General features: G+C 70.2%; 23 protein-coding genes. 18 read left to right on the forward strand and 5 right to left on the reverse strand.

Going from position 1 to position 21445, the window contains the following annotated elements; genetic code table 11:
• Window positions 1-33: 33 nt before the first annotated feature.
• The 9 genes from OG194_RS45190 (at window position 34) to OG194_RS45230 (ending at window position 8214) form a co-directional block, all read left to right on the forward strand.
• Window positions 34-1410 carry a cytochrome P450 gene (locus OG194_RS45190; RefSeq protein WP_327406535.1) on the forward strand — a complete coding sequence of 459 codons (1377 nt, stop codon included), beginning with the start codon at window positions 34-36 and terminating at the stop codon, window positions 1408-1410.
• Window positions 1407-3065, forward strand: a complete 1659-nt coding sequence (locus OG194_RS45195; protein ID WP_327406536.1) for a thiolase C-terminal domain-containing protein — start codon at window positions 1407-1409, stop codon at window positions 3063-3065. The genes OG194_RS45190 and OG194_RS45195 overlap by 4 nt, the downstream gene beginning before the upstream one ends.
• Window positions 3062-3994 carry an alpha/beta hydrolase gene (locus OG194_RS45200; RefSeq protein ID WP_327406537.1) on the forward strand — a complete coding sequence of 311 codons (933 nt, stop codon included), beginning with the start codon at window positions 3062-3064 and terminating at the stop codon, window positions 3992-3994. The genes OG194_RS45195 and OG194_RS45200 overlap by 4 nt, the downstream gene beginning before the upstream one ends.
• Window positions 3991-4674, forward strand: coding sequence for a DoxX family membrane protein (locus OG194_RS45205; protein ID WP_327406538.1), 684 nt, complete (start codon window positions 3991-3993; stop codon window positions 4672-4674). The genes OG194_RS45200 and OG194_RS45205 overlap by 4 nt, the downstream gene beginning before the upstream one ends.
• A complete protein-coding gene (locus OG194_RS45210; protein ID WP_327406539.1) occupies window positions 4674-5525 on the forward strand; it encodes an NAD(P)-dependent oxidoreductase in 852 nt (283 codons plus the stop codon). Before OG194_RS45205 ends, OG194_RS45210 begins: the two co-directional genes overlap by 1 nt.
• A 70-nt stretch (window positions 5526-5595) precedes the next feature.
• A complete protein-coding gene (locus tag OG194_RS45215; RefSeq protein WP_327406540.1) occupies window positions 5596-6924 on the forward strand; it encodes a cytochrome P450 in 1329 nt (442 codons plus the stop codon).
• Window positions 6921-7109 carry a ferredoxin gene (locus OG194_RS45220; RefSeq protein ID WP_318022596.1) on the forward strand — a complete coding sequence of 63 codons (189 nt, stop codon included), beginning with the start codon at window positions 6921-6923 and terminating at the stop codon, window positions 7107-7109. Before OG194_RS45215 ends, OG194_RS45220 begins: the two co-directional genes overlap by 4 nt.
• Window positions 7110-7119: 10 nt before the next feature.
• Entirely contained in the window at window positions 7120-7431 is a 312-nt protein-coding gene (locus OG194_RS45225; protein WP_327406541.1) for a DUF1330 domain-containing protein, read from the forward strand.
• A 210-nt stretch (window positions 7432-7641) separates the two neighbouring features.
• A complete protein-coding gene (locus OG194_RS45230; RefSeq protein ID WP_327406542.1) occupies window positions 7642-8214 on the forward strand; it encodes a TetR/AcrR family transcriptional regulator in 573 nt (190 codons plus the stop codon).
• Here the strand turns inward: OG194_RS45230 and OG194_RS45235 are convergent.
• Genes OG194_RS45235 through OG194_RS45245 form a run of 3 tightly spaced genes read right to left on the reverse strand, consistent with a single transcriptional unit; the run spans window position 8180 to window position 10749 of the window.
• A complete protein-coding gene (locus tag OG194_RS45235; RefSeq protein ID WP_327406543.1) occupies window positions 8180-8992 on the reverse strand; it encodes an alpha/beta hydrolase fold domain-containing protein in 813 nt (270 codons plus the stop codon). The genes OG194_RS45230 and OG194_RS45235 overlap by 35 nt on opposite strands.
• Window positions 8985-9704 (reverse strand): enoyl-CoA hydratase/isomerase family protein, encoded by a 720-nt coding sequence (locus OG194_RS45240; RefSeq protein ID WP_327406544.1) that lies wholly within the window; start codon window positions 9702-9704, stop codon window positions 8985-8987. The genes OG194_RS45235 and OG194_RS45240 overlap by 8 nt, the downstream gene beginning before the upstream one ends.
• Window positions 9705-9708: 4 nt before the next feature.
• On the reverse strand, window positions 9709-10749 hold the full coding sequence (locus tag OG194_RS45245) for a ferredoxin--NADP reductase (protein ID WP_327406545.1): 1041 nt from the start codon (window positions 10747-10749) through the stop codon (window positions 9709-9711).
• Between the two features lie 64 nt (window positions 10750-10813).
• On the opposite strand from OG194_RS45245, the gene OG194_RS45250 reads away from it, so the two are divergent.
• Genes OG194_RS45250 through OG194_RS45290 form a run of 9 tightly spaced genes read left to right on the forward strand, consistent with a single transcriptional unit; the run spans window position 10814 to window position 20311 of the window.
• Window positions 10814-12352, forward strand: a complete 1539-nt coding sequence (locus OG194_RS45250) for an AMP-binding protein (protein ID WP_327406546.1) — start codon at window positions 10814-10816, stop codon at window positions 12350-12352.
• Window positions 12353-12387: 35 nt separating this feature from the next.
• Window positions 12388-13566: an amidohydrolase family protein gene (locus tag OG194_RS45255; RefSeq protein WP_327406547.1), complete on the forward strand. Its 1179-nt coding sequence runs from the start codon at window positions 12388-12390 to the stop codon at window positions 13564-13566.
• On the forward strand, window positions 13563-14990 hold the full coding sequence (locus tag OG194_RS45260; RefSeq protein ID WP_327406548.1) for a FadD3 family acyl-CoA ligase: 1428 nt from the start codon (window positions 13563-13565) through the stop codon (window positions 14988-14990). Before OG194_RS45255 ends, OG194_RS45260 begins: the two co-directional genes overlap by 4 nt.
• The gene (locus OG194_RS45265; RefSeq protein ID WP_327406549.1) at window positions 14987-16588 is read left to right on the forward strand and encodes a methylmalonyl-CoA mutase family protein; all 1602 of its coding nucleotides are present in this window, start codon (window positions 14987-14989) and stop codon (window positions 16586-16588) included. The genes OG194_RS45260 and OG194_RS45265 overlap by 4 nt, the downstream gene beginning before the upstream one ends.
• Window positions 16588-16986, forward strand: a complete 399-nt coding sequence (locus tag OG194_RS45270) for a cobalamin B12-binding domain-containing protein (protein WP_327406550.1) — start codon at window positions 16588-16590, stop codon at window positions 16984-16986. The genes OG194_RS45265 and OG194_RS45270 overlap by 1 nt, the downstream gene beginning before the upstream one ends.
• A gap of 31 nt (window positions 16987-17017) precedes the next feature.
• Window positions 17018-17974 carry an LLM class F420-dependent oxidoreductase gene (locus OG194_RS45275; protein WP_033282963.1) on the forward strand — a complete coding sequence of 319 codons (957 nt, stop codon included), beginning with the start codon at window positions 17018-17020 and terminating at the stop codon, window positions 17972-17974.
• Window positions 17971-19029 (forward strand): CaiB/BaiF CoA transferase family protein, encoded by a 1059-nt coding sequence (locus tag OG194_RS45280; protein WP_327406551.1) that lies wholly within the window; start codon window positions 17971-17973, stop codon window positions 19027-19029. The genes OG194_RS45275 and OG194_RS45280 overlap by 4 nt, the downstream gene beginning before the upstream one ends.
• Window positions 19026-19481 carry a VOC family protein gene (locus OG194_RS45285; protein ID WP_327406552.1) on the forward strand — a complete coding sequence of 152 codons (456 nt, stop codon included), beginning with the start codon at window positions 19026-19028 and terminating at the stop codon, window positions 19479-19481. Before OG194_RS45280 ends, OG194_RS45285 begins: the two co-directional genes overlap by 4 nt.
• Entirely contained in the window at window positions 19478-20311 is an 834-nt protein-coding gene (locus tag OG194_RS45290; protein WP_327406553.1) for an SDR family oxidoreductase, read from the forward strand. Before OG194_RS45285 ends, OG194_RS45290 begins: the two co-directional genes overlap by 4 nt.
• A 54-nt stretch (window positions 20312-20365) precedes the next feature.
• On the opposite strand, the gene OG194_RS45295 is transcribed toward OG194_RS45290, so the two are convergent.
• Together OG194_RS45295 and OG194_RS45300 are read right to left on the reverse strand one after the other, a co-directional pair.
• Window positions 20366-20551, reverse strand: coding sequence for a hypothetical protein (locus tag OG194_RS45295; RefSeq protein WP_327406554.1), 186 nt, complete (start codon window positions 20549-20551; stop codon window positions 20366-20368).
• A gap of 127 nt (window positions 20552-20678) precedes the next feature.
• A complete protein-coding gene (locus OG194_RS45300) occupies window positions 20679-21440 on the reverse strand; it encodes an SDR family NAD(P)-dependent oxidoreductase (RefSeq protein WP_327406555.1) in 762 nt (253 codons plus the stop codon).
• Window positions 21441-21445 lie beyond the last annotated feature (5 nt).

A 21445-nucleotide genomic window follows, 5' to 3' on the forward strand; every position in this document is an offset into this window, starting at 1 on the left:
CCACCTCATCCACCGAGCAGGAGAGGACTCCGCATGACCACGGAAGACGCGGCCGTCGACGACGACGGTGGCCGTAAGCACCCCCAGGTGCACTTCGACCGGCACACACCCGACTACCGCGACCGGTTCGAGGACATCACCCACGAGCTGCACGGGCAGTGCCCGATCGCCTGGACGGAGACCCACGGCGGCCACTGGGTCGCCAGCGGCAACCGTGAGGTCTTCGAACTCGCGAGGTCCGCAGAGTTCCTCTCCAACGACCATGACGTGAAAGGGGAACGGCGCGGCTACAAGGGCATCTCCATCCCCCCGCCGCCGCGCGCCAGCGAGGCCCAGGGCGGCTTCCTGGAGATGGACCCGCCGGACCAGCGCTACTACCGGCAGACCCTCAACCCGTATCTGTCGCCGGCGGCCATCCAGCGCTGGATCCCGTTCGTCGACGAGGTCGTGCGCGCCAGCATCGACGAGAAGATCGAGTCCGGGCGCATCGACTTCGTCGACGACCTCGCCAACATCGTCCCCGCCGTCCTCACGTTGGCGATGATGGGCATCCCGATCGAGCGCTGGACCATCTACAACGAACCCGCCCACGCCTCCGTCTACACACCGCCCAACTCCCCGGACCGGCAACGGGTGTTGGAGCTGAGCCGCAAGATGGGCATGGACCTCATGGGTCAGCTCATGGAGATCCGCAAGGCGCCCCGCCCGGGTCTGGTGGACGCGCTGGTCCGCGCCGACCTGAACGGCCGCACCCCGGACGACGGCGAACTCCTGGGCGTACTCGCCCTGTTGATCGGCGGCGGCTTCGACACCACCACCGCCCTCACCGCCCACGCCCTCGAATGGCTCTCGCAGAACCCCGGGGAACGCGACCGGCTCAGCCATGACCGGAAGACCCTGCTGGACTCCGCCACTGAGGAGTTCCTGCGCTTCTACACCCCGGCCCCCGGCGACGGACGTACCTTCTCCGCCGACTGCGAGATCGCCGGCACCGAGTTCAAGGAGGGCGAACGTCTCTGGCTCTCCTGGGCGATGGCCAACCGCGACCCCTCGGTCTTCCCCGAACCCGACACGATCGACATGGAACGCAAGGGCAACCGGCACAGCAGCTTCGGCCTCGGCATCCACCGCTGCATCGGCTCCAACGTGGCCCGCACGGTGTTCAAGCGGATGGTGACGGCCGTCCTCGACCGGATGCCCGACTACGCCTGCGACCCCGAAGGCGCCGTGCACTACGAGACCATCGGCGTCATCCAGGGCATGCGCCACCTCCCCGCGACCTTCACCCCGGGCGAGCGGCTCGGCGCCGGACTCGACGAGACCCTCGCCGGACTCCAGAAGGTCTGCGACGAACAGCGCCTCGCCGAACCGGTCACCGTCCGCACGGCGAAGGCACGGATCGGCACATGAACTCCCCAACCCGCCCGGGGCCGTTGGTCACAGAGGAGAACGCGTTCTTCTGGGCCTCCGGCGCGGACGGCCGACTGCGGCTGGCGGAGTGCGGGTCCTGCGCGGCCCTCATCCACCCGCCGCAGCCGGTCTGCCGGTACTGCCACGGGCACGACATCGGCGTCCGGGCCGTCTCCGGCCGTGCGACGCTGATCGGCTTCACCGTCAACCACCGCTTCGCCCTGCCCGGCCTGCCCGCGCCCTACGTCGTGGCCCAGGTCGCCATCGAGGAGGACCCCCGGGTCCGGCTCACCACCAACGCCGTCCAATGCGCCCCGGACGAGCTGGAGTTGGGCATGCGGATGGAGGTCGTCTTCGAACAGGTCGAGGACGCCTGGCTGCCCCTGTTCCGCCCGGCTCGCGAACACCCGGCCCTGGACCCGCTGCCGCTCGCCGAGGTCGAGACCCGCCAACTCTCCCGCCGGGTAAGGCCGATGGTGACCACGGAGAAGTTCGAGGACAAGGTCGCGATCACCGGCATCGGCATGTCGGAGATCGGCCGCCGCCTGATGGTCCCGCCGGTGTCGCTGACCGTGCAGGCCTGCGAACGCGCGATCGCCGACGCAGGCCTCACCATCGCCGACATCGACGGCCTCGCGACCTACCCCGGCGCCGGCGCCTACGGCGGCTTCGGCGAAGGCGGAGTGACCGCCCTGGAATCCGCCCTGGGCCTGGAACCGACCTGGTACAACGGCGGCGGCGAGACCTTCGGCCCCGGCGGCTCCCTCATCTCCGCGATGCTCGCCGTCGCGGGCGGCCTGGCCCGCCATGTGCTGTGCTTCCGCACGGTCTGGGAGGCGTCGTACGGCGAACTCGTGCGCCGCGGCCGGATCGCGCAGAACGCGCCGCGCCAACTGGACGGCTGGATGAAGCCGTTCGGGGCGATCTCGGCCGCCCACACCCTCGCCCAGAACGCCCAACGCCACTTCCACCGCTACGGCACCACCCGCGAGACCCTCGGCTGGATCGCCCTCAACCAGCGGGCCAACGCGGCACTCAACCCCACGGCGGTCTACCGCGATCCGATGACGATGGACGACTACCTCAACGCCCGTCCCATCACCACTCCGTTCGGCCTCTACGACTGTGACGTTCCCTGCGACGGAGCGGTCGCCGTGATCGTGTCGGCGGTGGACGCGGCCCAGGACCTCGCCCAACCGCCCGTCTACGTCGAGGCAGTTGGCACACAGATCCTGGAACGGCTCGAATGGGACCAGAGCACACTCACACACGAACCCCAAGTCCTCGGCCAGTCCGCCCACTTGTGGTCCCGCACCGCGCTGCGCCCCGAAGACGTCGACGTGGCCGAGCTGTACGACGGCTTCACCTTCAACTGCCTTTCCTGGCTGGAGGGGTTGGGGTTCTGCGGCATCGGCGAGGCCAAGGACTTCCTGGACGGAGGCAAGAACATCGCACGGGACGGCGTACTGCCCCTGAACACCCACGGCGGACAGCTCTCCCACGGCCGCACCCACGGCATGGGACTGGTCCACGAGGCCATCACCCAACTGCGCGGCGCGGCCGGAGCACGCCAGATACCCGGCGCGCGGGTCGCGGTGGCGAGCAGCGGCGGACTCACCCCGAGCGGCGTCATCCTCTTCCGGGCGGACGGATGAACTCCCGTACCGCGGAGGTGGTTTCGCGCGTCGTCGACGTCGACGGCATCCCCATGTCGGGGCTGCTGTGCGAGGTCCGCGAGCCGCGCGCGGTCGTCGTCGCCCTGCACGGGGGAGCGGTGACGTCGGGCTACTTCGACTACCCGGACCAGCCCCGGCTGTCCCTCCTGCGCACCGCGGCGGCCCTGGGCTTCACCGTCGTCGCCATCGACCGCCCGGGATACGGCAGTTCGGCTCCGCACGGCGAGACCATGGCGTCGCCCGCGCGGCGCGTCGACCTCGCCTACGCGGCGGTGGACCGGCTGCTGGCCTCGCGTCCGCGCGGAGCGGGACTGTTCCTCTGGGCGCACTCGATCGGCTGCGCCCTGGGTGTGCACATGGCCGGCGACGAACGCCGGAACGACCTTCTCGGCCTGGAGATCGCCGGTACCGGACGCCACCACGCGCCCGGCGCCGTCGAGATCCTCGACTTCCGACGGCGTGACCCGGCCGTGCCGCGACGGTCCGGTCCCGGGCTGCGCGACCTGCTGTGGGAACCGGCGCGCCTGTACCCGGACGAGGTCATCGGCGCGCCCCGGATCCAGTCACCGGGTCCGCCGTACGAGTCGACCGTCGCCCGGCGCTGGCCACGGGAGTTCGCCGAAGTCGCCGCCCGCGTACGGATTCCCGTCCACTACACGCTCGGCGACCACGAACGCGTGTGGAGTTCCGGGCCCGAGGCCATGGCCGATATCGCGAGCCTGTTCACCGACTCCCCGCGGGTCGTCACCGACGAACAGGCCGACAGCGGCCACAACTTGAGCATCGGGCACACCGCGACCGGATACCACCTGAAGATCCTCTCGTTCGTCGAGGAGTGCGTTCTCGCATCCGAGAACCGTGGATACGACAACGACGGGATCGACCGTCTCCCGAGGAGGGCCGGATGAGTGACGCCGACGTCGCGGTACTGCTGCTCGTACGCGTGGTCGTAGGACTGATCATGATCATGCACGGGCTGAACCACTGGCGCGGCGGCGGCCGCATCGAGGGCACGGCCCGCTGGTTCACCGGACTCGGCCTGAGACAGGGCGTGTTGCAGGCCTGGGCGAGCGTGCTCACCGAGGTCGGCGCGGGCGTTCTCCTCGTCCTGGGCCTGCTCACCCCGCTGGCCTGCGCGGCCGTGATCTCCGTGATGCTGGTCGCGGGGCTGCTCGCCCACCGGCCCAACGGCTTCTTCGTCTTCAAGGACGGCTACGAGTACGTCCTCACGCTCGCGGTCGTCGCCCTGGCCCTCGCGGTACTGGGCCCCGGGCGTTGGTCCGTCGACCACGCGGCTGGCATCGACCTCACCGGCTGGACCGGCGGCGGCATCGCGCTGGGCGCGGCCGTGGTGGCGACCGGGGGACTGCTGGGCACGTTCTGGCGACCGGAGCCGAAGGGTGACGCCGAACCCGAGGCGGGCGCGGAGGTGGGAGCCGAGCCGGAGGCCGGCGCCGAGATCACGTCGCGCGCCGGGTCGAAGGCTGCCGCCGAGCCTCAGAGCGTGGCCGAGCCGGACCCCGACGTGGCGCCGTCGCCGCCGGAGTCCGGGAACACCCCCGAGTCGGTCGATCAGGAGGCCCGCTGATGCGTGTCGGATTCATCGGGCTGGGCAGCCAGGGCGCTCCCATGGCGCGCCGGATCGTCGAGGCGGGTTTCGCCACGACGCTCTGGGCACGCCGCCCGGCCACGCTCGCCGCGTTCGCGGACACGGCCGCTCAGCGGGCCACGTCGCCCGTCGAACTGGCCGCCGCCAGCGACCTGGTGTGCGTCTGTGTCGTGGACGACGCCGATGTCGAGCAGGTCGTCACGGGCGAGCAGGGCGTGCTCAGAGGTCTGCGCCGGGGCGGGGTGATCGCCGTACACAGCACCGTCCACCCCGACACGTGCCGGCGGCTCGCCGAGCGGGCCAAGGTGCACGGCGTCTCCGTGGTCGACGCACCCGTCAGCGGCGGCGGAAAGGCCGCCGCCGAGGGCCGGCTGCTGGTGATGGCGGGCGGCGAGTCCGGCACGGTCGCGTACTGCCGCAAGGTGTTCGAGACGTTCGGCGATCCCGTCGTCCACATGGGGTCGCTCGGATCGGGACAGATCGCCAAACTTCTCAACAACCTGCTGTTCACCGCGAACTTGGCGACCGCGGCTGACACACTCGCTCTGGCGCCGGGGTTCGGCATCGACCGTGGCGCCCTCGCCGAAGTCGTCCTGCACGGCAGCGGATCGAGTTTCGCGCTCGACCGGGTGAAGGCCGCGGGCGGCACGCTGGACCGGCTCGCCGAGCGCGCCGGACCGCTGCTGCGCAAGGACGTGCGGCTGCTCGCCGACCTCGCCGACTCGGCCGGCGCCCCGACGGGCACCGTGCTGACGGCGGCCGACGCGGCCCTCGACCACATGGGCCAAGGGCGCCTGGCGACATCCTCAACTCCCGCTCCACGAAAGTGAAAACGAGCTTCTCGCCACCGGAGAACATTGATATCGTCGCTCGTCGTCAGACTGGTGACGGAAGGGAACCGTGCACACCGTGAAGGACTTCGAGGCGATCGACTTCTTCCAGGACGACGAAGTCGTCGCGGACCCCTACCCCTACTTGGCGGCCCTGCGCGGGAAGTGCCCGGTGCAACGCGAGAGCCACCACGACGTGACGATGGTGACCGGGTACGACGAGGCGATCCAGGTCCTCAACGACTCCGACACCTTCTCGTCCTGCATCTCGGTGACCGGCCCCTTCCCCGGGTTCCCGGTCCCGCTCGTCGGCGACGACGTCAGCGCGCTGATCGAGCAGTACCGCGACCAGCTCCCGATGAGCGACCAGTTGCCGACGCTCGACGCCCCCATGCACACGGACCACCGCGGACTGCTGATGCGGCTGATCACCCCGCGCCGCCTCAAGGAGAACGAGGCGTCGATGTGGCACCTCGCCGACGCCCAGCTGGACGCGTATCTCGCCACCGGCGAGGGCGACTTCATCAGCGGGTTCGCCGGTCCCTTCACCCTGCGGGTCATCGCCGATCTGCTCGGCGTGCCCGACGAGGACCGCAACACGTTCGTGGAGGGCCTTGAGCACCAGCCGCGGGGCGGCATCGGGAGCACGGACGGCGAGGTGGCGCACTCGCCGCTGGAGTACCTGTACGGGCAGTTCTCGGCCTATGTCGAGGACCGACGCCGCGAACCGCGCGAGGACGTGATCACGGGTCTCGCCACCGCGAAGTTCCCCGACGGCTCGACCCCCGACGTCGCCGACGTGGCGCGCGTCGCCACCAACCTCTTCGCGGCCGGCCAGGAGACCACCGTCCGGCTGCTGAGCAACGCGCTCAAGATGATCGCCGAAGACCCCGATCTTCAGCACCTGCTGCGCACCGAGCGCGACCGCATCCCCAACTTCGTCGAAGAGGTGCTGCGCACGGAGAGCCCCATCAAGGGCGACTTCCGGCTCTCTCGCGTACCGTCCACGGTCGGCGGCGTCGACATCCCCGCCGGCACCACCGTCATGGTCCTCAACGGCGCCGCGAACCGCGATCCGCGCCACTTCGAGGACCCGGAGGTCTTCGACCCGGCCCGCGCCAACGCCCGCCACCACCTGGCCTTCGGCCGCGGTCCGCACACCTGCCCCGGCGCCCCGCTGGCCCGCGCCGAGGGCCGGGTGGGCATCGAGCGCATGCTCGACCGCACGACGGACATCAGGATCTCGGAGAACGTGCACGGCCCTGCCGACGCGCGGAACTTCCGTTACCTGCCGACGTACATCCTGCGCGGACTCACCCATCTCAACCTGGAGTTCACGCTCGCCGAGGAGTCCGAGAGGTCCGAGGGCTCTGCGGGGTCCGAGGGGGCCACCCGATGAAAGCCGTCGTCGACACGGACCGTTGCCGGGGCCACGGGATCTGCTGGTCCATCTGCCCCGAGGTGTTCGACCTGACCGACGACGGTTACGCCGAGGTGCTGACCCCCGAGGTCCCCGCCGAGTACGAGGACCAGGTCCGCACGGCCATCGGCAGCTGTCCCGAGCGCGCGATCACAGTGAGCTGAGGAGAACCGGATGCCCAAGGGGTACGTCATCCTGACCGAGTCCATCAACGACCCGGCCGGGATGGACGCCTACAGCCGGGCGGCCGGTGCGTCGATGGCCGAGGGCGGAGCCTCCGTCCTCGCGGTCGACGGCCGGCCGGAGCTCCTCGAAGGCGAGTGGCACGGCGACCGGACCGTCGTTCTCGAATTCGAGAGCGCCGAAGCCGCGCGTGCGTGGTACGAGTCGGAGGCGTACGAGCGGGCGAAGCCCCTGCGGCAGGCCGCGGCCGACACGAACGTCGTGATCATCGCGGGCTTCGAGCCGCCGTCCCGGGGTGCGTGAGAGGGCACCGTCCGGAGTGTTGTCACCGGGCCCCGGCTGCTGCCGGCGGCCCGGTCCGCGTACACCCGCCCTCCCGACACCCTCCCGACCGCGACGACCGGCCCCGGCGCCGCCGTACGGTCAATGGTTCCGCTATGGCCGGAAGGGTCGCCCGATCGCGACGGCAACCGTAATGTCACATGGGTGTTGCCGGGGTGGAAGGGGTGCTCAATGACGACGGCCCGACACGAGGAGATTCTTGTCGCCGCGCTGGGGGTGTTCGCCGAGCGGGGCTACAAGAAGGCATCCATCGACGCCGTGGCCGAGCGCGCCGGCCTGACCCGACAGGGCGTACTGCACTACTTCCCCAGCAAGAAGCGGCTTCTCCTCGCCCTCGTCCAGCTCCGCGAGGACCTCGCCCGCGAGCACCTGGCCGCCCTGCACACGGACACCGGCGACGATCTGCCCGGGCTGCTCGCCGAGGTCATCACCTACGACCACAAGAATCCCGGTCTCGCCCAGATACACAGCGTTCTCGTGGCCGAGGGCGTCACCGGCAGCGACGAGGCACAGCGGTTCTGCCACGACTACTACCGGGCGATCCAGGACCACACCGTCGAGCACCTCACCGCGCTCTACGGCGACCGCGTACCCAGCGGCCTGACCCCCCGAGCCGCCGCCACCGCCGTGGTGGCGATGCTCGAAGGGGTCCAGCAGCAGTGGATGCTCGACGAGGAGCAGACCGACTACCCCGAGATCATCCGCGATGTCATGGGCGTGCTGCTCGGGCCCACGCCTGTATGAAATCCGCCATCGCCGTGACGCTCTCGGGATGCAGACTCACCGCGTCCGGCCGCACCCGGAGATCCACCGTGACACCGGAGTGCGCCGCACGGGCCGCGAACGACAGCGAGTCGTCCAGCAGCGGATCGGTACCGGCGACCAGAAGCTGGATCGGCGGCAGCCCGTGCAGGTTGGCGTGCAGCGGGCTGAGCAGCGGGTTGGTCCGGTCGGCGCCGCCCGCGAACCGGGCCGCGTGCAACCGGAGTTCGTCGATGTCGAAGCCCGGATCGGCCGCCGCGTTGAACAGCAGACTCGGCGCGTCCAACGTCAGATCGAGCAGCGCCGAGATCAGCACCGCACAGTCCGGCTCCGGCGCCCCCATGTCCCGCAGCCGCACCAGCAGCGAGGCCGCGAGCCCGGCCCCCAACCGCTCACCGGCCAGCGCGACCGGACCACGCGCCTGACACGAGCTGTATACGGCGTGCACGTCGTCCAGCGCCCCCGGGAACGACGACCGATAGCGCGGGCACACCACAACTGCCCCTGTCCGCAGAGCGAGTCGCTCGGCCAGGTCCACCGCCGACTCCGGCGAACCCGACAACTGCCGGTCCCCGTGCAGATACAGGATCACGAGATCGCTCGCGTCCGACGGCCGTACGATCGGCCCCACCGGACTCGACTCGACCCGCACCCGCCCGTCACCGGCCGCCGCACGGTCCGTGTCCGCGCGTACGTCGGTCAGGTCGGTGCCGCTCAGGTCGGCGCTCGCTCCGGTCGCCCCAACTCGTGTGTCACCCACGGGACATCACCCTCTCCGCTGCCTGCCAGTGCTCGTCGGACACCCAGAGGCGGGCGAAGGCGCGGGCCGCCTCCTCCTCCGGGACGGCTCCGCTCATCACGCGTTTGATCTCCCGCGCCGGATTGGTCGCCAGCGATCTGGCCAGGGTGCGCCAGCCCTCGGCGAACTCGGCGCGCGGCAGCACCAGTTCGAGCAGTCCCACGCGCTGGGCCTCGGCCGCGTCGAGCACGGTCCCGGCGCCCGCGAGCATCAACGCCCGTCCCTTGCCGACGAGTTGGGCAAGCCGCTCGGCGCCGCCCCACGCGGGCATGATGGCCAGGGCCACCTGGTTGAAGCCGATCCTGATGTCGTCGGCGGCGACCCGGATGTCGGCGGCCACCGCGACCTCGGCGCCGCCGCCGAACGCGTGGCCGTTCAACGCGGCGATCACCGGACCGGGGAAGGCCGCGATGCGATCGCAGATCCCCCTCATCCGCAGGGCCATGGCCATCGCGTCCTCCTCGGTCCGGATCGCACTCAGCTGTTTCAGGTCCCCGCCGGAGACGAACGCCCGGTCGCCGGCGCCCGTGATGACCAGCGCCTTGGCGCCCGCGGCCGCGTCGAGCGCCTTGTCCAGTTCGTCCATCGTGCTCGGGGCGATGGCGTTGCGGGCGTGCGGTCGGTCGATGGTGACGACCGCCAGGCCCTCGTCGAGTTCGAGATCTACGTCCATGGCCTCAGTCCTCGTATTCCACAGTGACGTGCGGTGTGGTCGGCTCGCCCTGGCAGGTCAGGACCCAGCCATCGGCGATCTCGTCGTCGTCGAGCGCGTTGTTGACGCGCATCTTGGCCTCGCCCTCGGTGACTTGGGCGATGCAGGTGGCGCAGTTCCCGGCCTCGCAGGAGAACGGCGGCGCCAGACCCGCGCGACGCGCGCTCTCCAGGAACGTCTCGCCGGAGCGCTGCGCGAGCGTGTGCCGCTTGCCGGAGAGCACGAGCGTGAGGGTGCCCTCCTGCTCGGGCGGCTCCTCGGGTTCCTGCTCGGGGTTCTCGTGGAGCGGGCGATCGGTGGCGGCCTGCGCGAACCGCTCGACGAAGATCCGCTCCGGGGCGACTCCGTGGGCGAGAAGCGCGTTCTCCACCAACTCCATGAAGGGCGCGGGCCCGCAGAGGTAGAAATCCGCCTCCCTGGTGTCGCCCGCGAACTCCCGGACCTGGTCCGCGGTGACGAACCCCTCCCGGTCGTCGAGGTGGTGCCGGACCTCGAACCGGTGCGGATACCGCTCGGCCAACTCGCCCAGCGCGGCGGCGAAGATGACGGAACCGGCGTCCCGGTCGGCGGCCAGGACCCGCACCCGGCGCCCGCTGCCGGCCAGCGCCGACTTGGCGAGCGACAGGATCGGCGTGATCCCGCTGCCCCCGCAGAACGCCACCACCGGAGCCGCCAACTCCCGTGCCCCGCCCGCCTCGTCGCCCTCCCGCAGACAGAACACCCCTGCTGGAAGCGTGGTTTCGACGACGTCGCCGGGCGCGAGATGGTCGTGCATCCAGTTGGACACCAGACCCCCCGGAACCCGCTTCACCGTCGTCATCAGCTCGGCGTCCGTCTCCGGCGAACTGGACATGGAGTAACTGCGCAGCGTGCCACAGGCCTTGATCGTCACGAACTGGCCCGCCCGGTACGGGAAGGGCGCGTCGAGTACGTACGTCCGTGTGTCGGGCGTCTCCTGGATGATCCGTGTGATCCGCACCGGGTGGAACCCGTGGTCTCGTCCCATGTATGGAATTTACCTTCTCGCTCTGAGAGAGTGCAATTCTCAAAGACGAGAGGAAGTTCCTGTCGTGCGAACGATCCCCGTTGAACTCGTCAACCGCTATGAGGCGGAGGGCTGGTGGACCAGTGAGACGATCGGTGACCTGCTGACGCGGGGACTGGCGGCCGCCCCGGGGGCCGCGTTCCGCGTGCACTCGGCGGTAAGACCCTGGGAAGGGACCTTCGCCGAGGTCGAGTCGACGGCCCGCAGACTGGCCGCGGGACTGCGCGAGCGGGGCATCGGCCCCGGTGACGTCGTGGCCCTCCAACTACCCAACTGGATGGAGGCGGCGGCGGTCTTCTGGGCGTCGGCGTTCCTCGGTGCGGTCGTGGTGCCGATCGTCCACTTCTACGGACGCAGGGAAGTCGGCTACATCCTGGACACGGTCCAGCCCAAGGCCTTCGTCACCGCCGAACGGTTCGGGCACCTGCGCCACGACCCCGAGCTGAGCGCGAAGATCCCCCTGGTCGGCGTCGTAGGGCGGGACTTCGACGACCTGCTCGCCGACGAACCACTGTCCGGCGTCCTGCCGACGGACCCGTCCGGACCCGCACTGATCGCCTTCACATCGGGAACGACCCGCGACCCCAAGGGAGTTGTGCACAGCCACCGCACCCTGGGCTTCGAGACCCGCCAACTGGCCGGCCGTTACCCGCCCGACCGGGGTGACCAGCTCACCTCCGCGCCCGTCGGCCACTTCATCGGCATGGTGAACGCCTTCCTGATCCCCGTCCTGGACGGCTCCGCGGTGAACCTCGCCGACACCTGGGACCCGGGCCTCGCCCTGGAGTTGATGGCCAGCGACGGTCTCACGGTCGGAGGCGGCGCCGCCTACTACATGACGAGCCTCCTCGACCACCCCGACTTCACGCCCGCCCACCTGACCCGCATGAAGTACGCGGGCCTCGGCGGCGCGGCCGTGCCGAACGCGGTGACCAGACGCCTCGCCGACCTCGGCATCACGGTCTTCCGGGCCTACGGCAGCACCGAGCACCCCTCGATCACCGCCTCGGCCCACACCGCGCCCGAGGACAAACGGCTCTACACCGACGGCGACGCGCTGGCCGGAGTGGAGATCCGGCTCGCCGAGGACGGCGAGATCCTCAGCCGCGGCCCGGACCTGTGCCTCGGCTATACCGACCCGGCCCTCACCGAGCGGGCCTTCGACGCGGACGGCTGGTACCGAACCGGCGACATCGGCGAGTTCGACGAGGACGGCTACCTGACCATCACCGACCGCAAGGCGGACATCATCATCCGCGGCGGCGAGAACATCGGCGCGCTGGAGGTGGAGGAGGTTCTCCTCGCCCTGCCGGCCGTCGCCGAGGCCGCGGTCGTGGCCGCCCCGGACGCCCGCCTCGGCGAGCACGCGGCAGCCGTCGTACGACTGCGGCCCGGCCACCCCGACCCCACCCTCGACGACCTGCGCGCCCACTTCGCCGCGGCGGGCCTGGCCCGTCAGAAGTGGCCGGAGGAACTGCACTTCGTCGAGGACTTCCCACGGACCGCCAGCGGCAAGGTTCAGAAGTTCGTTCTCCGCAAGGACATTGCCGCCCATCAAGAGTGAGAATATGATTCTCGCAATCTGCGAAGGAGGATCTCATGCCATCGCGTGTGCCGCCGTATCCACTGTTCGACGCGGACAACCACCTGTACGAGACGGAGGATGCGCTCACCCGGTACCTGCCCAAGCAGTACGCGAGCGCCATCCAGTACGTGCAGGTGAAGGGCCGTACGAAGATCGCCATCCGCGGTCAGATCAGCGACTACATCCCCAACCCCACCTTCGAGGTCGTCGCCCGGCCCGGCGCGTGGGAGGACTACTTCCGCGAGGGGAACCCGGAGGGCAAGTCCCACCGGGAGCTGTTCGGCGAGCCGATGCGGTCGATCCCCGCGTTCCGTGAACCCGGGCCGCGCATGGCGCTCATGGACGACCTGGGCATCCACCAGACGCTGATGTTCCCGACCCTCGCCAGCCTGGTCGAGGAACGCATGCGGGACGACCCGGAGCTGATCCACGTCGTCGTGCACGCCCTCAACCAATGGCTGCACGAGACCTGGCAGTTCAACTACAAGAACCGCATTTTCACCACCCCGGTGATCAGCCTGCCGATCCTGGACAAGGCGATCGCCGAGCTGGAGTGGTGCCTGGAGCGCGGCGCGAGGGCGATTCTCATCCGGCCCGCCCCGGTCCCCGGCTACGGCGGCTCGCGGTCCTTCGCGCTGCCGGAGTTCGACCCCTTCTGGAAGCGGGTCGAGGAGGCGGGCGTGCTGGTGGCCATGCACTCCTCCGACAGCGGCTACTCGCGCTACTCCAGCGACTGGGAGGGCAAGAGCCAGGAGATGACGCCGTTCCAGGCACAGGTCTTCCGGATGATGTCCGAGTGGCGCCCAGTCACCGACGCGGTCGCGTCCTGGGTCTGCCACGGAGCCCTGTTCCGCTTCCCGGAACTCAAGGTCTCGGTCATCGAGAACGGCTCTTCCTGGCTGCTGCCGCTGCTCGACCAACTGGGCAGCACCTACAAGAAGCAGCCGAAGGGCTTCCTGGGCGACCCGGTCGAAGAGGTCAGGAAGCGGATCCACATCAGCCCGTTCTGGGAGGAGGACATGGCCGCGCTCTCCGAGGTCGTCGGAGTCGAGCGGGTCCTGTTCGGGTCCGACTACCCGCACCCCGAGGGGCTGGCCGACCCGGTCTCCTACATCGACGCGCTCCAGGGCATGAAGGAGGCCGACCAGGCCAAGATCATGGGCGGCAACCTCGCCCGGTTGATCGGCGTATGACCTGGGAGAGCATCCCGCAGATGGTGCTGAGCGCGGCCGACCGCTTCGGTGATGCCGAAGCCGTGGTGGACGGCCCGCTCCGCCTCACGTTCACCGAGCTGGTCGAGCGGGTGCGTGTGGCTGCGGGTGCGTTCGTGTCGGCCGGGGTGGAGCAGGGCGACCGGGTCGCGATCTGGGCGCCCAACTCCGCCGAGTGGATCGTCGCCGCCTTCGGTCTGATGACCGCGGGCGGTGTGGTGGTGCCGGTGAACACCCGGTTCAAGGCGGACGAGGCGCACGACATCATCGTGCGCAGCGGTGCGAAGGCCGTTCTCGTCCAGGAGGGCTTCCTCGGCCTGGACTTCAAAGCGCCGCCAGGCGTGCCCGTGATCGACCTCAAGTCCGGTTTCCTGGCGAGCGGTTCACCCTTCGAGCGGAAGGTGACCGGCGACCAGGTCAGCGACATCGTCTTCACCTCGGGCACCACCGGCCGGCCCAAGGGCGTCCTGATGACCCACGCCCAGACGCTCCGGCTGTACGCGGAGTGGTGCGACCTGGCCGGGGTCAGGGAGGGCGACCGCTATCTGATCGTCAACCCGTTCTTCCACATCTTCGGCTTCAAGGCGGGCATGGTCGCGTCGCTCATCCGCGGCATGACCATCCTGCCCGTGCCCGTCTTCGACGTGGACACCGTCCTCGACCTGGTCGAGCGCGAGAGGGTGACGGTCCTGCCCGGCCCGCCGACGCTCTACCACTCGCTGCTCACCGACCGCGGCACAAGAGACCTGTCCTCACTGCGAGTTGCGGTGACCGGGGCCGCCGACATCCCGGTCGAACTGATCCGCCGCGTGCTGACCGAACTGCCCTTCACCTCGATCATGACGGGCTACGGCCTGACCGAGGCGGGGACAGCGACTGCCACCCGGCCCGGCGACTCCTTCGAGGACATCGCCACCACCGTCGGCACTCCTTGCGACGGCGTAGAGGTCGAAATCGCCGACGACGGCGAGGTGTTGGTCCGCGGCTACAGCGTGATGCGCGGCTACTTCAACGACCCCGACGCGACCGCCGAAGCCATCGACGAGGACGGCTGGCTGCACACCGGGGACCTCGGCACGCTCGACGAGCGCGGCTACCTGAGGATCGTCGGCCGCAAGAAGGACATGTTCATCGTCGGCGGCTTCAACGCCTACCCGGCCGAGATCGAGGGCTTCCTGATGGAACACCCGGCGGTCGCCCAGGCCGCCGTGATCGGCGTCCCGGACGAACGGATGGGACAGGTCGGCAAGGCCTTCGTCGTCCTCCGACAGCCGCTGACCGCCGACGAGTTGATCGAGTGGAGCCGGCTCCGCATGGCCGGGTTCAAGGTGCCCCGGACCGTGGAGTTCCTCACGGAACTGCCGCTGAACGCCACCGGAAAAGTGATGAAGGACCTCCTGCGATGACGCCTCCCACACCGCCCCAGGGCGACGACCTCGTCCGGACCGCGTCCGGCCTGCCCCTCAAACCGGTCTACGGCCCCGACGACGTCGGCACCGCACCGCCCGCGCCGGGCAACTTCCCCTTCACGCGCGGCAATTACGCCACCGGCTACCGGGGACGGCTGTGGACGCTGCGCCAGTACTCCGGCTTCGGCACCGCCGAATCCTCCAACCTCCGTTACCACTACCTTCTCCAACAGGGCGGCACGGGACTCTCCGTGGCACTCGACCTGCCCACGCAGTGCGGCTACGACTCCGACGACCCCGAAGTGACCGAGGAGGTCGGCCGGGTGGGCGTCGCCGTCGACACTCTCGCCGACGCCGAGGTCCTCTTCGAGGGCATCCCGCTGGACAGGATCAGCACCAGCTTCACCATCAACGGAACGGCCGCGATCCTGCTCGCCTTCTACGTCGCCGCGGCCGAACGGGCTGGTGTGCCCAGGGCGAAACTCACCGGGACGATCCAGAACGACATCCTCAAGGAGTACGCGTCCAGGGGCACTTGGATCTGGCCGGCCGAGCCGTCGCTGCGCCTCATCGCCGACACCATCGAGTTCTGCGCGGCCGAAGTGCCGCGCTTCAACGCCATCTCGGTCGCCGGCTCGCACTTCCGCGACGCCGGCGCCAACGCCGTACAGGAGATGGCCTTCACGCTCGCGGACGGGGTCACCTACTGCGACACGGTGCTGGCCCGCGGCCGTATGACGATCGATCAGTTCGCCCCGCAGGTCTCCTTCTTCTTCTACACGCACGGCGACTTCTTCGAGGAGGTCGCCAAGTACCGTGCCGGACGCAGGCGTTGGGCGACCATCGTGCGCGAGCGGTACGGGGCGGACAGCGACAAGGCCGCCATGTTCCGCTTCGGCTGCGTCGCCGGAGGCGCCTCGCTGTACGCGCCGCAGGCGCAGAACAACACCGTCCGCGTCGCCTACGAGGCGCTCGCCTCGGTCCTCGGCGGCGTCCAGTCGATGTTCACGGCGGCCTGGGACGAGCCGTTCGCCCTGCCCAGCGAGGAGTCGGCGACACTCGCCCTGCGCACCCAGCAGATCCTCGCCCACGAGACCGGCGTCACCCGGGTCGCGGACCCGCTCGGCGGCTCGTACTTCGTCGAGGCACTCACCGACGCCACCGAGGCCCGGATCGTCGAGATCATGGACGACCTGGAGCGCTACGGCGGCATGGTCCGGGCCATCGAGGACGGCTACCTCCAGACCCTCATCGCCGACGAGGCCTACCAGTCGCACCGCGAGGTCGAGGCGGGCACCCGGCCGGTCGTCGGCGTCAACCGCTTCGTCTCCGAGGAACCCCCGCCCGACCTCGCCACGTACGAACTCGACGCGGAAGGCCGCGACCGGCAGCTGAAACGGCTCGCCGACGTCAAGGCCACCCGCGACGCGGCTCTCGTACGGCAACGCCTCGCCGAACTGACCCGCGCCGCGGAAGGTACCGAGAACCTCATGCCCATCCTGATCGACTGCGCCAACGCCTACTGCACGGTCGGCGAGATGGTCGCCGCGCTCAAGGCGGTCTGGGGCGAGTTCCAGCAGCCGGTGGTGTTCTGATGAAAGCCCGCGTACTGGTCGCCAAACCGGGACTCGACGGACACGACCGCGGCGCCAAGATCGTCGCACGGACCCTGCGCGACGCGGGCTTCGAGGTCATCTTCACCGGGATCCGGCAGCGCGTCGACGACATCGTGGCCGTCGCCGTCCAGGAGGACGTGGCGGTGGTCGGACTCAGCATCCTCTCCGGCGCGCACCTCGCGCTGACCACCCGGGTGATCGAGGGGCTGCGCGCCACGGGGTCCGAGGACATCGCCGTCGTGGTGGGCGGCACCATCCCACCTGCCGACGTGCCGAAGCTGCTCACCGCGGGAGCCGCCGCGGTCTTCCCGACGGGCACGCCGCTCGACGCCCTCGTGGCCCAGATGCGCGCTCTGACATCCGTCACCTCGCCATGACCCGGCGGCGACCCGAAAACCTGGAGGCAGCGTGCGTATCGGAGTGATGATCGGGCCCGAACGCGGGGACTCGGTCCGCAAGGTCACACGGATGATCGACGACGTGACATGGGCCGAGAAGGCGGGCTTCGACACCGTGTGGGTGCCACAGATCCCGACCGACTTCGACGCGCTCACCGCGATCGCGCTGATGGGCGCGCGCACCGAGCGGATCGAACTCGGCACCGCCGTCGTGCCGTTGCAGGCCCAGCACCCCATCGCCCTTGCCCGGCAGGCGATTTCGGCCCAGGCGGCCGCGGGAGGACGCTTGGCGCTCGGCCTCGGACCGTCCCACCACTGGATCATCCGGGACATGCTGGGGCTGCCGTACGAGAAACCGGCCGCCTTCACCCGCGACTACCTGGACGTCCTGGACGCCGCGTTCGGCGGAACGGACATGGTCGATGTCGAGAACGACACTTTCACCGTCCACAACCCGCTCACCCTCGCCCCGGTCTCCCCGCTGCCGGTCCTGATCGCGGCCCTCGGCCCGGTCATGCTGCGGCTCGCCGGAGAACGTGCCGACGGGACCGTGCTCTGGATGGCCGACGAACGCGCCGTCGCCGAACACGTCGTCCCCCGCATCACCAAGGCCGCCGAGAGCGCCGGACGCCCGGCACCGCGGATCGTCGCGGGCATCCCGGTCTGCCTGTGCAGCCCCGACCGCGTCGACGAGGCCCGCGAGCGCGCCAACCGCATCCTCGGCGAGGCCGAGATCTCGCCCAACTACCAACGCGTTCTCGAATACGGCGACGCCCGCGACGTCGGCGACCTGTGCGCGGCGGGCGACGAGAACGCCATTGCCGCCCGCTTCAAGCGGTTCGCGGACGCAGGGGTCACCGATCTCTCCGTACGGCTGCTGCCCATCGGCGACAACCGCGACGAGCTGGTCGCCTCCAAGTACCGCACCCGCGACATGCTCGCCGCCCTCGCCGCGGACCTGCGATGACCGCCGGACCGCTCGACGGCATCCGCATCCTGGAGGTCGGCCACATGCTGGCCGGCCCCTACGCCACGATGATGCTCGCCGACCTCGGCGCCGAGGTCACCAAGATCGAACCGCCGGGCGGTGACATCTCCCGCCAGGTGAGCGACGCCTACTTCGCGAGCCTCAACCGCGGCAAACGCAGCGTCCGCCTCGACCTCACGACCGACGACGGACAGGCCCGCCTCGGTGAACTCCTCGCCGACGCCCACGCGTTGCTCGTCAACCTCAAACCGTCGGCCATCCACCGACTGGGCCTGACCTACGACGTGCTGCGCAAGTGGAACGACCGGATCGTGTGCGTCGCGCTCACCGGATACGGCCTGGATGCGGGCGACGAGCCCGCCTTCGACTATGTGGTGCAGGCGGCCACGGGAGTCGCCGCCCTCACCGGCCACCCGGACGACCCGCCGACGCTGCCCGGTTACTCCTCGGCCGACAACTCCTCAGGCCTGACAGCCGCGTTGGGGCTCCTCGCCCAGATCGTCTCCGGGCGCGGCGGCCAAGTGGAGGTGTCGCTGAGGGATGTGATGCTGTCTCAGCTCAACTACCGCGCCTCCGCCTACCTGAACGAGGGTGTCGAACCACGCCGGCTGCCGCTCGGCGCGCACTCCTACTACGTACCGGCCCAGCTCTTTCCCACCGCCGAAGGCTACTTGGCGCTCTTCATCACCCACGACGGCTTCTGGAAGTCCTTCGCCACCGAGGCCGGCGTCCAGGGATTCCCCACCATGGCCGAACGCGCGGAGCGGCGCGAGGAGGTGCTGGCCGCCGTGACGGAGGCCCTGGCCGGGGACACCGCCGCGGCCTGGGAGGCGCGGCTGCGTCCGCTCGGGGTGCCGGCGGCTGCCGTACGGACGCTGCCGCAGGCGCTGGCGGCGACACCGGAGGCCGTGGTGACGGCCGGGGACTTCCGGCTGGTGCGCAGTTCCGTGCGGGTCGAGGGGTACGAGCCGGAGTACGGGCCGCCGCCCCGACTGGGCGAGCATGACGTTTCCGGGGTGGTGGGGGAGTCGTGAGAGCGGAGGACCAGTTCCATCTCGGGTTTGTCGTCGAGGACTTCGAGGGGACGCTGGCCGAGTTCACGGCCGCGTTCGGGTACGAGTGGTGCGCCGAGATCGGCGGGGCGGTACCGCTGACGCTGCCGACCGGAAACGCCGTTCTCGACATCAGCTGCGCCTACTCCCGGACGCAGCCCCGGCTGGAGATCGTCCGCCGTATCCCGGGAACACTGTGGGAACCGGTGGCCGGCGGGGGTGTGCACCACGTCGGCTACTGGTCCGACGACGTCGCCGCGGACGCGGCCGAACTCACCCGGCAGGGCTTCACGACCGAGGCGACCCGAGCCGGTTCCGGCGGCGCGCCCTTCGCCTTCCTGCGCGCCCCGAGCGGGCTGCTCGTGGAACTCGTGGACCGGGTGGCGCGGCCGGGGCTGGAAAAGCTTTGGAGCCACGGAGGAGAGGGCGCATGACGACCGTAGGCATCGCGACCGGCGCCGGGCGCGGCATGGGACTGGCCTGCGCGCGGCGGCTCACGGACCTGGTGGACACGCTGCTGCTGGTGGACCGGGACGAGCTGGCCGTGACCGCCGCGGCGAAGGAACTGGCCGCCGCGGACGAGGAGATCGAGGTCGAACCCTTCGTCCTCGACATCACGGACAGGGCCGGTCTGTCCCGACTCGCCGCCCGCGTCGCCGAGTTGGGCCCATTGAGGGCCGTGTCGCACGCCGCCGGGATCTCGCCCACCATGGCCGACTGGCGGCGCATCTTCGAGGTCGACCTCGTCGGCACCGCACTCCTGGCCGAGGCACTCCGCCCGCTCGCCACCGAGGGGACCGCGATGGTGTGCTTCGCCTCGATGGCCCCGCTCCTCGGCAACCTGGAGGCCGATCCCGCCGTGGCGGCGATCCTCGACGATCCGCTGCGGGACGACTTCCTCGACCGGCTGCGTGAGGCCCTCGGACCTGCCGTGGAGAACACCGGTCTCGCGTACGCGTGGGCCAAGCACGGGGTGCACCGGTTCGTCCGGCGGGAGGCGGTGCGGCTCGGACCGTACGGCGCCCGGGTGTGTTCCGTCTCGCCGGGCGTCATCGACACCCCTCAGGGGCAGCAGGAGGCCTCGGCCCAGCCCGCCATGGCCGCTCTGGTGGAGCAGACGCCGCTCGGGCGGGTGGGCCGGGCCGAGGACGTCGCGGCTGCGGTGGCGTTTCTGTTGTCGGACGAGGCCGCTTTCGTTTCCGGGATCGACGTTCTCGTCGACGGTGGGGTCTGTGCGGCGGTGCGAGAACGCGCCGGGCGGTGACCGGTCAGCGGCTGTCGGAGGCGGGGCGCGCCATGGACGGAGCGCGCCGCTTCCTCAGCGTCGACGGCCGCTGCTGCGCCGGGCGGACCAGCCGGAGCCCACGCCGGCCGAGTGCGCGGCGAGGAAGGCGAGCCCGAGAAGCATGAGGCTCGTCGAGCTGAAGACGATCTGGGTCGACGTCTCGGTGATTCTGATGATGAAGGCGATGAAGAAGAGTGCGGCCGCCACGAATGCAAGCATCTGTTAACCCCTATGGATAGACGGCGAGCCACCGGTGATCCCGGTGGCTGCGCCGTTGTCTCCCGAGTGCCCCGGAAGATGCCGAACAGTCATGCGCGTCCCGCGTCGCCCGCAGGCCAACTGCCTTTCAGGCAAGGGATTCCGAGCGCTGGACGGTTCCCGTGAGGCCGGTCGCGTCCTGGCCCGCGAGGAGCACGGCGGCCCGCGCCATGGCCTCCGGCGGCTCCACCATCTCCGGCGGGATCTCCCGGCCTCCGCCACCCGCCTGCCACCCCTCCGTGAGCACCACCCGTGACGGAGCGAGGCAGTTGACCGCGATGTTGTCCTTCCTCAGGTCGGCGGCGAGCCCCAAGTAGAGGCGCTCTACTGCCGCTTTGGACACCCAGTACGCGTTCGCACCCCGGTCCGTCATGCCCACCCCGCCGGTCGTCACGGCCACCAACGAACCACCGCCACGCGCCCGTACGTGCGGAATCACCGCCCGGGTCACCAGGAACACCCCGGTCAGATTGACGTCCAGCGACAACTGCCAGCGCTTGAGCGGTGTCGACTCGACCGGGCCGAGCCACAGCACCCCGGCATTGGCGATGAGAATATCGATCCCGCCGAACTCCGCGACCGTGGCGGCGACAGCCGCGTCGACCGACGCCTCGTCGCTCACGTCACAGGGCACCGGTAGCGCACGTCCGCCCGCCGCGGTGATCCGGTCCGCGACCGAGTGGATCGTCCCGGGAAGCCGGCCCTCCTGCTCGGAACGCGCGGCCACGGCGACCGAGGCGCCCGCCTCCGCGAGCGCCACCGCGACCGTACGGCCGATGCCGCGGCTGGCCCCCGCGACGAACGCGACCTTGCCCTTCAACTGCCCGCCCGCACCCGTCATTTGACTCATGCCGG

The organism is Streptomyces sp. NBC_01288 (assembly GCF_035982055.1).
In the GTDB taxonomy this organism is placed as follows: Bacteria; Actinomycetota; Actinomycetes; order Streptomycetales; family Streptomycetaceae; genus Streptomyces.